10 protein-coding genes are annotated in these 14,256 nt (G+C 61.8%); 3 read left to right on the plus strand and 7 right to left on the minus strand.

Annotated features, from left to right (window positions below):
• The first annotated feature begins 22 nt into the window (after positions 1–22).
• Positions 23–2,113 (plus strand): methyl-accepting chemotaxis protein, encoded by a 2,091-nt coding sequence (locus N4J17_RS12750; protein WP_198321568.1) that lies wholly within the window; start codon positions 23–25, stop codon positions 2,111–2,113.
• Positions 2,114–2,171: 58 nt separating this feature from the next.
• Positions 2,172–6,209: a bifunctional diguanylate cyclase/phosphodiesterase gene (locus N4J17_RS12755; RefSeq protein ID WP_198321569.1), complete on the plus strand. Its 4,038-nt coding sequence runs from the start codon at positions 2,172–2,174 to the stop codon at positions 6,207–6,209.
• Positions 6,210–6,275: 66 nt separating this feature from the next.
• Here N4J17_RS12755 and mrcB read toward each other — a convergent pair whose 3' ends face one another.
• From mrcB to N4J17_RS12790, 7 genes are all read right to left on the minus strand, one after another.
• Entirely contained in the window at positions 6,276–8,534 is a 2,259-nt protein-coding gene (gene mrcB, locus N4J17_RS12760; RefSeq protein ID WP_198321570.1) for a penicillin-binding protein 1B, read from the minus strand.
• An 85-nt stretch (positions 8,535–8,619) separates the two neighbouring features.
• Positions 8,620–9,597, minus strand: a complete 978-nt coding sequence (gene hemH, locus N4J17_RS12765; RefSeq protein WP_198321571.1) for a ferrochelatase — start codon at positions 9,595–9,597, stop codon at positions 8,620–8,622.
• 4 nt (positions 9,598–9,601) lie between these two features.
• On the minus strand, positions 9,602–10,159 hold the full coding sequence (gene folE / locus N4J17_RS12770) for a GTP cyclohydrolase I FolE (protein WP_198321572.1): 558 nt from the start codon (positions 10,157–10,159) through the stop codon (positions 9,602–9,604).
• A gap of 22 nt (positions 10,160–10,181) precedes the next feature.
• Complete coding sequence (gene dusA / locus N4J17_RS12775) at positions 10,182–11,273, minus strand: tRNA dihydrouridine(20/20a) synthase DusA (RefSeq protein ID WP_198321573.1); 1,092 nt, start codon at positions 11,271–11,273, stop codon at positions 10,182–10,184.
• Between the two features lie 7 nt (positions 11,274–11,280).
• The gene (locus N4J17_RS12780) at positions 11,281–11,961 is read right to left on the minus strand and encodes a hypothetical protein (protein WP_198321574.1); all 681 of its coding nucleotides are present in this window, start codon (positions 11,959–11,961) and stop codon (positions 11,281–11,283) included.
• Between the two features lie 93 nt (positions 11,962–12,054).
• Positions 12,055–12,798, minus strand: coding sequence for a pyridoxine 5'-phosphate synthase (gene pdxJ, locus N4J17_RS12785; protein WP_198321575.1), 744 nt, complete (start codon positions 12,796–12,798; stop codon positions 12,055–12,057).
• 146 nt (positions 12,799–12,944) lie between these two features.
• Entirely contained in the window at positions 12,945–13,412 is a 468-nt protein-coding gene (locus tag N4J17_RS12790) for an ATP-binding protein (protein WP_198321576.1), read from the minus strand.
• 123 nt (positions 13,413–13,535) lie between these two features.
• On the opposite strand from N4J17_RS12790, the gene N4J17_RS12795 reads away from it, so the two are divergent.
• Positions 13,536–14,252 (plus strand): carbonic anhydrase, encoded by a 717-nt coding sequence (locus tag N4J17_RS12795; RefSeq protein WP_198321577.1) that lies wholly within the window; start codon positions 13,536–13,538, stop codon positions 14,250–14,252.
• Positions 14,253–14,256: the final 4 nt, after the last annotated feature.

Below are 14,256 nucleotides of genomic sequence, written 5' to 3' on the forward strand. Positions count from 1 at the left end.
GGCTTTGTCTTAGGGGTTCGACATGCGACTCCGGCTGACGGTGCGCGCGCGGCTTTTGCTCGCCTGCTTTCTTCCCTTTGCTTTGGCCATGGTCTCGATGCTGGGCTTCGTCATTTGGAACTATTACCGGGATCTGGTGCGGGAATCGGAGTTGAGGCTCCGCGCCGAGGTCAACGAGGCCGGGTTGAGGATAGATCTCGCCAATGTCACCGCCTCGACCGTCCCGAAGACCATGGCGCTGGCGCAAGAAGCGGGGTTGTTCGGCAACCGACCGGTCTCCTTGGAATTCGCCCGCAGGATCCTGGAAGCCTTTCCGGAGTTTACTGGCGCTTATTTCGGTTATGAGCCCGACGGCGACGGCCATGACCGTTCCGCTGCCGAGACCGATGGGGTTCCGCGGGATGCGGTGAGCCGGGAAGGACGGTTTCTACCCTACTGGTTTCGCGACCGCGAAGACCCCTTGCGAATCCGGCTGTCGCCGTTGGTAAACACCGAGTCGAGTTACTATTACCGCGGTGTCAAGAATAGGCAAGAAGGAAAAACCGAGGAGGAGGGTGTCAGTCTGCCCGGTGGAATCAGCCGGCTTTACCGGCATTCCGTAAACGGGACGCCAGGCCAGTCCTTCACGATGGTGACCGAACCTTATGAGTACGAAGGAAAATACATGGTGGAGCACGTGGTTCCCTTGCTGCGGGATGGGCGGTTCCTGGGAATCGCGGGGGTGGACACGGCGCTCAACGACATCGACGACACCCTTCGGAGAATACATCGCCACGAATCCGGCGGTTTTTTCCTTTTGAGCCAGCGAGGGCGTGTCATCGCCTCGACGGTCGATCCATCCATGCGGGCCCGCCGTATCGAAGATACCCCCTGGTTGCCAGCATTGGAGCTGGCATATCTCGATACGGGCAAAGGGACTTTCCAGCTGGCGCCGGATCCCCGCGACGGCACCGCAACTTATGTCGTCTCGACGCGACTGGCGACTGGCGACTGGACGCTGGTTCTGGCGGCCAGTCGCGCTGAAATCCTGGCTGGCCTAAGCGATGTGGTCAAGGGGGCGGCGGGCGTGTCCGTGGTGGTGCTCGCTTCGGTTCTGGGCATGGCTCTCCTGGCCTTGCGGGCGGTGAGCCGGCGTATCGAGGACGCTGCGGGTGCCGCGGCGCGGGTGGCGGCTGGCGATCTGGGGTCACGACTGGACATTGCCGGGCCGGATGAAATCGGTGACCTGCTGCGGGCCATGGATGCCATGCGGCAGGCTTTGGCCGATTTGATCGGGCGGGTGAAGCGGTCCAGCGATCAATTGGTGGCTGTTGGCGATGAAATCACCGTGGCCGCCCAGCATGAAGAAAGCCTGGCGCACGAGTTCGGCGCTCTGACACAGCAGATCGCCGCGTCGGTCCGTGAGATTTCGACCACTGGCGACGAGATGGTCCGCAACGTCGCGGATGTCGCCGGTGCGGTGGCCGCGACCGCGGAAGTCGCTTCGGCCGGGAGGGCATGCCTGGGGGAAACGGAGGCGGCGATGCGCCGTATGAACGAGGGGATGTCATCCGTGGTAGAGCGTTTCACCGCCATCGGAGAACAGGCGAAGGGCATCAACAGGATCATGAATGCCATGACGGATATCGCCGTGCAAACCAATCTGCTCTCGTTGAATGCCTCGATCGAGGCCGAAAAAGCAGGGAAGCAGGGAGCGGGGTTCGCTGTCGTCGCTGGCGAGATTAGGCGGCTGGCCGATCAGAGCGCCGTCGCGGCGCTGGATGTGGAGACGATGGTGCGCGACATGCAGCAGGTGGTTGCAGGCGGTGTCCAGGTTCTGGAGTCTTTCCAGGAGGACATGAGGACGGCCGGTCTGTCAAATGTGCGGAGACTGGCGGACCATTTCACTACCGTCCTGGAGCGGATCGACCATCTGGTGCCCGGTTTCGGCCGGGTCTATGAAGGAATGCGAGCGCAGGCAGAGGGTGCTCGCCAGATCAATGAGGCGATGGTTGCGTGGAACGATGAAGCCCAGGGGGTGGCGGAGTCGGCCGAGCACTTGAACTCAATGGTGGTCAGACTCCACACTGCAGTGCAGGAGCTGCAGACCGAAATCGGCAGGTTCAGGCTGTAACCCACTTTCGCGAGGCGTGGCCGCGCCCTGTGTTGTCGTGTTCTTTCCTGAGGTATCCATGAGTAACGAGGCAAAGGGGGCAGCACCTCGCGCTAAGCGGTTGGCGGTGTTGCAGCCGTTCCGGCGCTTCCTCCCATGGTCGGTCATCGTCGCGCTGGCGCTATTCACTACCCTCCTTGGAGGGTTACAGTTCTGTCTATCCTATGTACAGCAGTCGCGCCTGCACGCCAGTGAAACCCTGGCAGCAGTGGTTCAGGCGAAGTTTCAGCATGTTGCGCACTGGCGCGCCGAGCGGTTGGCCGATGCCGAGCAAGTGGCCGGGAATGCGCCATTCCTCGCGGCCGCCGCCGCCTGGTTGGCTGCGGACAAGGAGGAGACGGCCTCGACTCAGCTTGTGCTATCCCGAATGGAGTCATTCCTGGCCATGGGCTCCTACCGAAATGTTCTGCTGCTCGACGTGGCCGGCCGCATCCGGTTGTCGCTGACGCCCCAGGGTGGGGACGATCGAGGCGGCTTCTACGAGCGTGTTCCTATGCCAATGGTAGACGAGGGTGCACGTCCGCTCCTCGGTGACTGGTACCTTTCGCAAAACCAAGCGGAACTTCTGGCCGATGTGTTCATCCCGGTATCGCACGAAGTGAATGGCGAGCATCGGCTCGTGGGCGCCATCGTGATGGTGGCCGATGCCGGGCATTTCCTGCGTGCATTGCTGGAATCGCTGTCACAGTTCAGACCGGAGATTTCTTTCATCGGTCAGGGGGGAAACCGTATGGTTTCCCTGGATCGCGACTTTCTGGCGCGTGAGGGAACGCCTTCGTCGCCGGCGAAGCCGCTTTCCGAAGCGGCGCTCAGGATCACCCAGGGGGATCGCGGCCTGCTCACACAGGAACGTGATGGCGGTGTAACACTGCTGTCGTTGGGAGAATCGATTCCGGGATCCAGCTGGTACGTCATGGCCGAAGCCACTGCGACTCAGCTCTCGCAGGAAAATCAGCCCTTTTTTCTCGGCTCCTCGCTACTGGCACTGCTCGGCGCCTTGGCGGCCGGGGCGGCACTGCTCGGGCGCCGGTCCGAGCGCAATCACCTGCAAGCCGTGCTCAAGGCGGAAAGGGAAAGGGCCGACCTGTTGAGACGCTTCGAGTATTTCGTCAGATACGCCAATGACGCCATTCTTCTCGCGGACCGGGATCATCACATCGTCGACGCTAATGACCGCGCCCTGGAACTCTATGGGTACTCCAGGGCAGAACTTATCGGGTTGGCCTTGGCCGATATCGTGGCCGGGAATGCAGAAGCTGTCCAGCAGATACGCCTGGATGAAGCGCTCGCCCGCGGTGGAGGCGTCTGGGAGTCGGTGCATACCCGCAAGGATGGAGGCGCGGTTCCGGTGGAGTTGAGCATCCGCTTGATCAGCGTGGACGGCTCCGATTTCGTCCAGGCGATCGTGCGGGATGTGAGCGAGCGCAAGCGCATCGAGCTGGCGCTGGCCCGGCAGAAGAACCTGTACGGCCTGCTGGCGCAGACCAACCAGATCATCGTCCGCCACACCTGTGAACAGGATCTGTTCGACGCGATTTGCCGGATTGCCGTTCGCAATGGCGGCTTCCGCTTCGCTTGGATCGGGATGCTCGAATGTGAAACCAGCACCCTCGTCCCGGTTGCCCGCTATGGCGATGATGCCGGTTACCTGGGGAGATTGCATGTGTCCGGGGCGGCTGCTGCGCAACATCACGATCTCACGCACATGGCCGTGACCGCCGGCCGGCACATGATCAGTGATGATTTTCTTGCCGACCCCCTGACACGGCCATGGCATGAGGCGGGTATTGCTGCGGGAGTGCGTGCCTCCGGCGCTTTTCCCATCCGGCGGTTCGGAGAAGTGGTAGGTGCGATCAACCTCTACGCGGGTGAACCGGGTTTCTTTTCGGAAGATATTGTCGCCGTGCTCGACACCATGGCCATGGACGTCTCTTTCGCATTGGACATCCTGGCCCATGATGCCGAGCGGGCGCGGAGCGAAATGCGGCTCCGGGAAAGCGAGGAGCGGTTCCGGCTGGCGGCCAATTCGGCGCCGGTGTTGATCTGGATGGGCGATACCGCAGGTGCCTGCACCTTTTTCAACGACATGTGGCTGAATTTCACCGGACGTTCGCTGGGGTACGAACTGGTTGACGGCTGGTTGGAGGGTGTGCACCCCGAGGACCGTTCCCGCTGGACCGGAGCCTACTCTGCTGCCTTCGCTGCCCGCAAGCCGTTCGAGATCGAATACCGCCTGCGCCGTCGCGACGGGGAATACCGCACGATGTTGGGCAAGGCGACGCCGCGGTTCGACGCCGGCGGCGAATTCATCGGCTATATCGGCTCGTGCATCGACATTTCCGACCGGAAAAAAGGCGACGAACGCCTGATGTTGGCCGGCAAGGTGTTCGAAGCGGTACGCGAGTCGATCATGGTGACGGATGCGAACGGCGTGATTGTGGCTGTCAATCCGGCCTTCAGCGACATGACTGGCTACAGTCCGGAGGAGGCGGTAGGAAAGACGCCGGCTTTCCTGCAGTCCGGCCGCCATGGCAAAGAATACTATGCGGCACTGTGGCGGGCTATCGACCAGGAAGGGTCCTGGCAGGGCGAATTCTGGAACCGGCGAAAGAATGGCGAGCTGTTCGCGGTGCTGGAGACGATTGTGGCGGTTCGCGACGAGGCCGGCGCCACGGTCAACTACATCGGCGTCGCCGCAGACATTTCCAGCCTCAAGGCGGCGGAAGAGCACATCCACCACTTGGCCTATTATGACCCTTTGTCGTCTTTGCCCAACCGGCGCTATCTGATGGAGCGGGCGGAATACGCCTTGGCGCTGGCGGAACGCCGCAAGGAGGAGTTGGCGGTGGTGTTCCTGGACGTCGATCATTTCAAGGATGTCAACGATTCCCTGGGACACCAGGTAGGCGATGAACTATTGGTCCGGGTGGCAGCGCAGATCAAGGAATTCACCCGCGATACGGACACGGTCGCGCGCCTTGGGGGAGACGAGTTCGCGCTGCTGCTGCCGGACCTCGGTCGTGACGCGGTGTCGCAGGTCGCCGAAAAGATCCTGGTCGCGCTGCGCAAGCCTTTCGAGCATTCGGGCCAGGCGTTTGCGGTGACGGGCTCCATCGGCATCGCCCTTTATCCCCATGACGGAACCGATTTTGAAACCCTGCTCCGCAACGCGGACACAGCGATGTACCATGCGAAACAGCAGGGCCGCAATCGGTTCCGTTTCTATGATCCCGGGATGAACGTGGACATCTTGGCGCGCCTGACCGTGCTTTCCGAACTCAGGGAGGCGATTTCCGTCGGCGAGCTCCGGACTTTTTTCCAGCCGGAAATCGATCTGGCCAGCGGGCAACTGGTTGGGGCCGAAGCCCTGGTGCGCTGGCAGCATCCGGCGCGGGGCCTGTTATCGCCCGATCAGTTCATCCCGATTGCGGAAAGCAACGATCTGATCGTCGCCGTCAGCGACTGGGTGCTCGAGGACACGTGTCGCCATCTTGCCCAATGGAAGAAAGCCGATCTGGCGCCGATCACCGTCGGTGTCAACCTGTCCGCCCGTCATTTCCGCGATCCACGGCTGGTGCAGCGTGTCGAGTCGTTGCTGTGCCGTTATGGCGTACCGGGCTCGTCCCTCCAGCTCGAACTCACCGAATCCACCTTGCTGGATGCCGACGGCCAGACCATGGTCGTGCTGCAGGCGCTGATCGCGCTGGGATGCAGCCTCTCGATCGACGATTTCGGCACCGGCTATTCTAGCCTGTCCTATCTCAAGAACCTGCCGATAGCTACGTTGAAAATCGACCAGAGCTTCGTCCGCGATATCGCCTTCGATGCCGATGACAGGACCATTTCCGGCACGGTGGTGGCATTGGGCCACAGCCTGGGGCTCAAGGTTATCGCGGAAGGGGTCGAAAGCGAGGAACAGCGGCGCATCCTGCTGGAACAGGGCTGTGACTTCGGACAGGGTTATCTGTTCTCCTGCCCGCTGAGCCCCAAGGAGTTCACCAAATGGCGTATGGAGCACGCGCTACGTCTGGAAACGGACCTGCGCTATCGTGACTGAGACCGCCCTTTTGGCGTTCGATGTAAAAAAACCGGGCGGTGCGGCAGCCTGGAATCGCCGGGGTCGTCAGAACAGTTGTCGGAACCATGAATCTCCGCCGGTTTCGCCACCTTCGGCACAAGGTGCCCAGGCCGCCGGTTCCGAGCCTTTGACGAATGGCAATTCCTGGGTGTCTGCGCAGCCCTCATCGGCGCGCAGCCCCGTATGTCTATCCACCCGCAGCACGACTATGTCGTCCGGCGGGATGAGATCGAGGGGCTCCTTCGCCAGCTTCTGCATCGTGGCGCCCCAGATCTGCAAAGCTCCCCGGGCCCCGGTCAGACCCGCCGGGCGGTTGTCGTCGCGCCCCACCCAGACCACCCCGGTATAGTCACCGCTGAAACCGGCGAACCAGCTGTCGCGCATGTCGTTGGTCGTCCCCGTTTTGCCGGCGACATGGAAGTCCTCCGGCAGGTAGGTGTAGACCGAACGGCCGGTTCCCTCGCTCATGACCTCCTGTAGGATGGTGTTCAGCAGATAGACAGCCCCGGGATCCACGGCCTGGCGAAGTTCCAGTCCGAATCGCTGCAGGGTCCGGCCGTCCTGGGACAGGACGGCCTGGATTCCGCGCAGCGGCGTGACGAAACCGTCACTCGCGAGTGTCTGATAAAGGGTGGCGACCTCGATCGGTGACAGGTTGGCCGCGCCTAGCAGCAGTGAGGGATAGGTTTCCACTTCGCGGTTCACACCCAGCTTTCGGAGCGTCTCGGCGGTGCGTTCGATGCCGAGGCCAAGGCCTAGTCGCACGGTCGCCAAATTGTAGGAATGGGCCAACGCCGTGTGGAGCGGCACCTGTCCGTGTTCTTTGCCATCGTAATTTTTGGGCGTCCAGGGTTTGCCGCCACCGTCCACTTTGATGGGTTCGTCCAGCAGGGGGGTGGCGACGGTATAGCCGCCGGGCTGCTCCAGGGCGGTAAGATAAACCACCGGTTTGTAAAGGGAGCCGATCTGGCGGACGGAGTCGAGTGCGCGGTTGAAGCCCGACGACTCGGCATCGCGACTCCCTGCAAGGGCTGCGATCTCACCGTTGGACCGCCGGGTGAAGACGGCGGCGGTTTCCAGCCGACCGTCCGGCCGGGTCGAGTGGTCGAGCCGCGCCAGGGTTTTGGTGATCGCCGACTCCAGATGCTCCTGGGCGAACACGTTGAGTGTGGTGAAAATGCGCAGCCCCTCGGAGGTCAGATCCTCGGGGCGGTATTGCTCCTGAAGCTGGCGCCGGATCAAATCGAGGAAGGCCGGATAACGGCTGATGGCCTGGTGCGGATTCCTGATCACGTCCAGCGGCCGCTGTCTGGCGGCGTCGGCCTCGGCGGACGTGATGAATCGCTGCTCCACCATCGCATCCAAAACGCGGTCCCGCCGCTCCCGGGCGCGCTCGGGGTGTTTGTGCGGATCGTAATAGGTCGGTCCCCGCACCAGGGCAACCAGCAGCGCCACATGAGGCAGTTCCAATTCGTTGAGGGCCCGGCTGAAATAATACTGGCTCGCCAGACCGAAGCCGTGGATGGCGCGGGTGCCGTCCTGGCCCAGGTAGATTTCGTTGAGATAAGCCTCGAGAATCGCAGCCTTGCTGTAGCGGGCTTCCAGAATCAGCGCCATGAAAGCTTCGCTGATCTTACGCCCTAGGGTACGTTCGGAACTCAGAAAGAAATTTTTGACCAGTTGCTGGGTCAGTGTACTGCCACCCTGGACGAAGCCGCCCGCCTTGACGTTCTGCCAGGTGGCCCGCAGGATGCCCTTGGCGGAGAGGCCGAAATGTTCATAAAAATCACGGTCTTCGACCGCGAGCAGCGCGTCGATCAGCGACTTGGGCACCTCCTCGAGCTTGACCAGTATACGGTCTTCCTTTAGCGCGGGATAAAAGCTACCGATCTGCACCGGATCCAGCCGCACCAGGGGGGGAGACTCGGCCGAATCCAGGCTTTCCAGCGCTCGTACCCTACCGCCGTCGAACTGTACCCTGACTTTGCTAGAGGGTTCGGATTTGTCGGGAAACAGGAACTCCCGGGTCCGGAGCTGTATTTCGTTGCCCCGGCGCGAATAGCTGCCTTGAGATGTCAGCCCGGCGTCGTTCCGGTACTTGAGCTGATCCAGCATCCACACCAGTTGATCTGCAGAAATCGGTGCTTCGGCATAGAGTTCAACCGGCATGGCATACACCCTGGCTGGCAGAGCCCAGCGCCGCCCCTCGAATTTTTCGCGGATCACGGAATCCTGGTAGGCGAGGTAGCTGATCAGTGCGACCGTCAAGGCCAACGCCGACAGGTAAAGAAACTTGCGGGTCATGCGCGTAGGAAGGGGTGTGGTGTCAAAAGGGGATCCCCGAGGAAGGCTTCCTGGCAATGGCGGCCTGAACTTGCGACCGGGCCAGTCAGGCGGGCAAGGCCAGGTAAGGCTCCAGCAGATTGATCAGGGTATCGGCATGCTCTTGACTCGCATTCAGGGCGGGAATGTAGCGATAGGATGTTCCGCCGGCAGCGAGAAATTCTTTGCGGTTGGTGATCGCGATTTCCTCCAGGGTTTCCAGGCAATCCACCGCGAAACCGGGACACACTACATCCACTCGCCGGATGCCGCGGTCCGGAAGTTCCCGCAGGAGGTTTACGCAGTAGGGCTTGAGCCATTCGGCCCGGCCGAAGCGCGACTGGTAGGCCAGCAGCCATTCATCATCGCTCAGACCGAGTAGGCGGGCGATGCCTTGCGCCGTGACCTGGCACTGGCCGGCATAGGGATCGCCCAGGTCGATACAGCGTCGGGGCAGCCCGTGGAAGGAGAACAACAGGCGGTCGGGACGGCCATGTTCCCGCCAGAACGAGCGGATCCTCGAGGCGACGGCTTCCAGGTATTTGGGCGAACAGTGGTAGTCGGCGATGAAATGCAGGCTGGGAATGTGGCGCCAGCTTTTCACGGTGTCGCATACCGCATCGAACGCCGAGCCGGTAGTGGCGGCCGAATACTGAGGGTAGAGTGGCAGGATGACGATCGTTTCAACCCGGTTCCGCAGTTCCTCCAGCTTCGAGCGGATGGAGGGAATGCCATAGCGCATGGCGATTTCGACGGCGGCAAACCTGCCATCCGCGGCCAACAGATCGCGCAGGTCCTGCGTGTGTACCAGGAGCGGCGAACCGCGTTCGGTCCAGACCGTCCGATAGGCAGGGGCCGATTTGCCGGGCCGAATGCGGAGCACGACGAGGTGGAGGATCGGCCACCACAGGACGCGGGGAATTTCGACCACCCGCGGATCGGACAGGAATTCGCGCAGATAGCGCCGGACCGCTTTCGGCGTCGGCGCCTCCGGTGTGCCGAGGTTGACCAGCAGGACCCCGACTCGGGCGGTGCCGGTATTCATCGCCTTATTTTCGGTTGATGAGATCGAGGAATTCCGCCCGGGTACTGCTTTGCTTGCGGAAGAGGCCGAGCATGGAAGAGGTGGTCATTACCGAGTTCTGTTTCTCGACGCCGCGCATCATCATGCACAGATGCTTGGCTTCGACCACGACGGCGACACCGCGTGGATTGACTGCGGTCTGGATCGCCTCCGCGATCTGCTTGGTCAGTCGCTCCTGTATCTGCAAACGGCGTGCATACATTTCCACGATCCGCGCGATCTTGGACAGACCGATGACCTTGCCCTGGGGCAGATAGCCGACATGGCATTTACCGATGAAGGGCAGCAGGTGATGCTCGCACAGCGAATACAACTCGATGTCCTTGACGATCACCATGTCCTCGGAGTCTGCTTCGAAAACCGCGTTGTTGAGGACGTGATCGAGCGACTGGTGATAGCCACTATTGAGGAACCGGAAGGCGCTCGCCGCCCGCTTGGGCGTGTCGACGAGTCCTTCGCGGGAAACGTCTTCGCCGATTTCCTGAATGAGCTGGCTGAACAATTTTTCCATTGCGCTGTACATCGGGTAAGCCTCTAGAATCGAGTTAACAGAACGAGCCGCGCCTGGTCTGGTCTCCGCGAAAGTCGCCTGCGGCGAGTGCATTCGCGGCATCCAGGAGTAAGGTTTCAGCGGCGTCCCGCCGGGAGGCGCCTTCGCTTATGTGCCGGCGCCAACGTTTGCCACCTGGCGTAGCATGATAAAGGCCCAGGATATGCCGGGTGAGGGCGTGCAGCCGGCTGCCTTTGGCCAGTTCGTCCTGGACGTAGGGCAGAAAATCTTCGATGATTTCTTCCCGTGTCCTGGGTCCGAGGTCACCCTGCCCAAACAGACGGCGGTCGGCTTCGGCCAGCAGGTAGGGATTGTGATAAGCGGCGCGGCCGATCATGACGCCGTCGCACCATGACAGATGCTGCTCGGCTTCGTCCAGAGTCTGGATACCGCCATTCAGCACGATCTCCAGTTGCGGCAGGTCGGATTTGAGTCGGCGGACCACCTCGTAGCGCAGCGGCGGAGCCTGGCGGTTTTCCTTCGGTGAAAGCCCTTGCAGCCAGGCTTTGCGGGCATGGACGATGAAAGTGCCGCAGCCGGCGTCGGCAACGGTCGTGACGAAATGGAGCAGGTCTTCGTAAGAATCGCGGTCGTCGATGCCGATGCGGGTCTTGACCGTGACCGGTACCGAGACGGCCTCGCACATGGCGCGGACGCAATCGGCCACGCACTCCGGTTCGGCCATCAGGCAGGCGCCGAAGCGGCCGATCTGGACTCTGGGGCTGGGACAACCGACGTTGAGGTTGACTTCGTCGAACCCCCTGCCTTCCGCGATTTTCGCGCATTCAGCCAGAGCCTCGGGATCGTTGCCACCGAGCTGGACCGCCAGCGGGTGCTCCGCCGGATGGAAGCCAAGGAGCCGCTCCTGGTCGCCGCGAAGGATGGCTGCGGTCGTCACCATTTCGGTATAGAGCAGGGTGTGGCGGGAAATCAGCCGCAGGAAAAAGCGGCAATGCCGGTCGGTCCAGTCCATCATCGGCGCCACACTCAGACGGCGTCGGAACTGCTGGGTGTCGGCTGTAACCGACGGTACCGCCAATGGCCCGGCTGGATCACCGGACGGGGGCCGGACGTTGAAAGCGCTCAAGGAGGCGTCACGATGCGGAATTGTCTTCCGAATGGCCGGTCAGGAACACATCCTGGCGGGACGGTTGATACTGCACCGAACGTGTGCTCAGCCAGGCTCCGCTGAGCATCAGCGTACCCGCTCCCAGGGCACCGGCACCGAGATAGAGCAGTTTCTCGAATTCCACCCATTCCCGAACGGTTCTGGCGACGGCCGGATCCTCGGCCATTTCCGGCGACATGCGGTAGCGCTCGTGCTCCCCTGTCGACTTGAACTGGCCGCCCTGGGTTGCGTAATTCTGCAGGAACTGGAGTTCGGATTTCAGGGCCTCGAGGAGCCCCGCTTCGTCCGGTCCGAAGCGGCCACCCTGGACGCTTTTTTCCAGCATTCTGAGTTTGTTTTCGACCGAGTCCTTCATCAGGCCGGCGACCCTCCCTTGCAGGGAATCGAGTTCGTTCTGGTACTGTTGCAGATCCGGGTTCTGAACGAGAATACGCTCGCCGTAAGATGCGTTCAGCGCTTTGATCAGGGCTTCTCCCCGCCACAGGATCATCGCCATGATCGCCAGCGTAAGCCACAGGAAAGCTATCCCCGCCACGCGCAGCCAGGACGACCCTCGCGGCTCCGCCATGCTCGGCCGGGCGAGCACGATTCCGCCGCAGTCCGGACGGGGACGGCTCTGGGAGACATTGCTTCCCTTGTTATCCATGGGCGTTGAAGGTTGGTTTGCACCTACTCACAGCGGTTCAGCCGGACCGGAACTGATTTTCAAATATGACAGATCGCCCGCGGCCGGTCAATTTCATTTGTACCGGGCCCTCCGCATGATGTCCACCATGTCCGCCACGGCTTTTTCTAGCCCCGAGAACAACGCCCGGGCGATGATGGCATGACCGATGTTCAGCTCGACGATTTGCGGAATGCGGCAGATCGCGCCCACATTGGCGTAGGTCAGGCCATGTCCCGCATTGACCTGCAGTCCCAATGCCTCTGCCACCGCCGCGGCATGGCGTAGTTTTTCCAACTCGGCGGATCGTTCCCGGTCGGTCTCCGCATCCGCGTAACGGCCGGTGTGCAGTTCGATCACCGGCGCACCGGCGCGGGCTGCCGCCTCGATCTGGGGGGGATCCGGGTCGATGAACAGAGACACCTCGATGCCGGCGTCGCCGAGGTGGCGGCACGCTTCGCCGATCCGGTCCAAATGCCCCGCTACGTCCAGCCCTCCCTCGGTCGTGAGCTCCTCCCGTCTTTCCGGCACCAGGCAGCAGGCGTGGGGTCTCACACGGCAGGCAATGGCAACCATTTCGTCGGTAACGGCCATCTCGAGATTGAGCCGGGTCTCGATGTGGTCACGAAGCAGCTCGATATCCCGGTCCTGGATGTGCCGGCGGTCTTCGCGCAGATGAGCGGTGATCCCTTCGGCACCAGCCTGTTCGGCGACGAAGGCGGCGTGCAGGACCGAAGGGTAAGAAGTGTGCCGCGCCTGCCGGATCGTCGCCACGTGGTCGATGTTGACGCCTAGTCTGATGGCTTGCTTGGATTTCACGTTGGGTGATGTGACGTACTAAGGGGAATCGAACCGGGACCGGACAGTCCACAGTTCGGCTGACATTGACGCGGCATATTATCAATTGATCTGCGCAATTTCATTGGATCCCCGCTACGGCGCCCGGGTGGCGCGATACGATTGAGCTAAGCCCCGGCTTGCTCGCCCGCCACAGCGGTTAGACGCTTGGTCACCGACACGACATTTTTTCCATCGCAGCGCCGGTAGCCGATCGAATCCATCATCCTCATCACCAGGAGAATCCCCAGGCCGCCGATGGCGCGTTCCTCCAGCTTGCTGTGGATATCGGGAGACGGGGCGATCGTGGGGTCGAACTCATCGCCATCGTCGGTGACGGTGAGGGAGGCGCGGCTGCCGTGGAGGGTGAGGCAAACGCCGATTTCCCCCCGCTCACCCGCTGGGTATCCGTATTTGATGGTATTGGTCGCCAACTCTTCCAATACCAGATTCAACTGGACCGTGACTGGTTCGGGTACGCCCGCAGCCGAGCAGAATGCTTCCAGCTGCTCCATGACCTCGATCAGTGGCGCTATGCCGGCTTCGATGGTGCGCTCGAACTTGGCGCATTGCACGTCGGGCTGGTTCGGTTCCATGGCGCTCGATGTGGATTGGGTCAGAAAAAAACCGGTGTAGAATAACGCCGCTTTTGACTTAAGCGTCTCTCGACGCGGCGGGCCGGGCGCGGACCGCATCCACTCTCTACAAGGATACGAATCGTGCAAGAGTCTGACAGCGAAGGCAAGGAGGAAGGCGGGGTTGAAGACTCCTGCTGCGATCTCGAACGTTTCATTTCCGGCGTCCAAGGGTTCAAGGAACGTTTTTACGGCCACTACCCGGAACACATGCAGCAGCTCGTCGAGCAGGGGCAGCGTCCGGTCGCGCTCATGATCGCCTGCAGCGATTCACGGGTCGATCCGGCTTTGCTCATGAACGTGGCGCCAGGTGATCTGTTCGTAGTGCGCAACGTCGCCAATCTCGTGCCGCCCTACCATGCCTCATTGGCCCCCGATGGGGTGGGTGCGGCGCTCGAATACGCCGTCCGTCATCTCCATGTGCCCCATATCATCGTTCTCGGGCATGCCCAGTGCGGTGGCATCAAAGCCTTGCTCGACATGGCAACCGGAGCCAAGTTCGAGAGCGACTTCATCGGCGAGTGGGTATCTATGGCCATGGACGCTTGCTGGCAGTATGTGCCGGATGCCAGCGGGGAGGGGCTCAGGCAGGTCTCTCTGGAGCGGCTGAAAGACTATGCCTATCTGGTGGAGCGCGCGGCCATTCAGGGATCTCTAGGGAATCTGCTGACTTATCCATGGGTCCGGGAGGCGGTGGAGAAGGGGCGGCTTTTCCTGCAGGGCTGGTGGTTCGATCTCGAATCCGGAGACCTGTGGGTGACCACCGGTGACAATTCGCAGTTCCTCCCCGTCGCCGACTGATCTC

The sequence above is a fragment of the Methylococcus capsulatus genome, assembly GCF_036864975.1.
GTDB lineage: Bacteria > Pseudomonadota > Gammaproteobacteria > Methylococcales > Methylococcaceae > Methylococcus.

Excerpts from the sequence above, each read along its gene's own strand:
- hemH (WP_198321571.1), bottom strand. The coding sequence starts at position 9,597 with ATGAATACCGGCACCGCCCGAGTCGGGGTCCTGCTGGTCAACCTCGGC.
- N4J17_RS12755 (WP_198321569.1), top strand. The coding sequence starts at position 2,172 with ATGAGTAACGAGGCAAAGGGGGCAGCACCTCGCGCTAAGCGGTTGGCG.
- N4J17_RS12750 (WP_198321568.1), top strand. The coding sequence starts at position 23 with ATGCGACTCCGGCTGACGGTGCGCGCGCGGCTTTTGCTCGCCTGCTTT.
- folE (WP_198321572.1), bottom strand. The coding sequence starts at position 10,159 with ATGTACAGCGCAATGGAAAAATTGTTCAGCCAGCTCATTCAGGAAATC.
- N4J17_RS12780 (WP_198321574.1), bottom strand. The coding sequence starts at position 11,961 with ATGGATAACAAGGGAAGCAATGTCTCCCAGAGCCGTCCCCGTCCGGAC.
- mrcB (WP_198321570.1), bottom strand. The coding sequence starts at position 8,534 with ATGACCCGCAAGTTTCTTTACCTGTCGGCGTTGGCCTTGACGGTCGCA.
- N4J17_RS12790 (WP_198321576.1), bottom strand. The coding sequence starts at position 13,412 with ATGGAACCGAACCAGCCCGACGTGCAATGCGCCAAGTTCGAGCGCACC.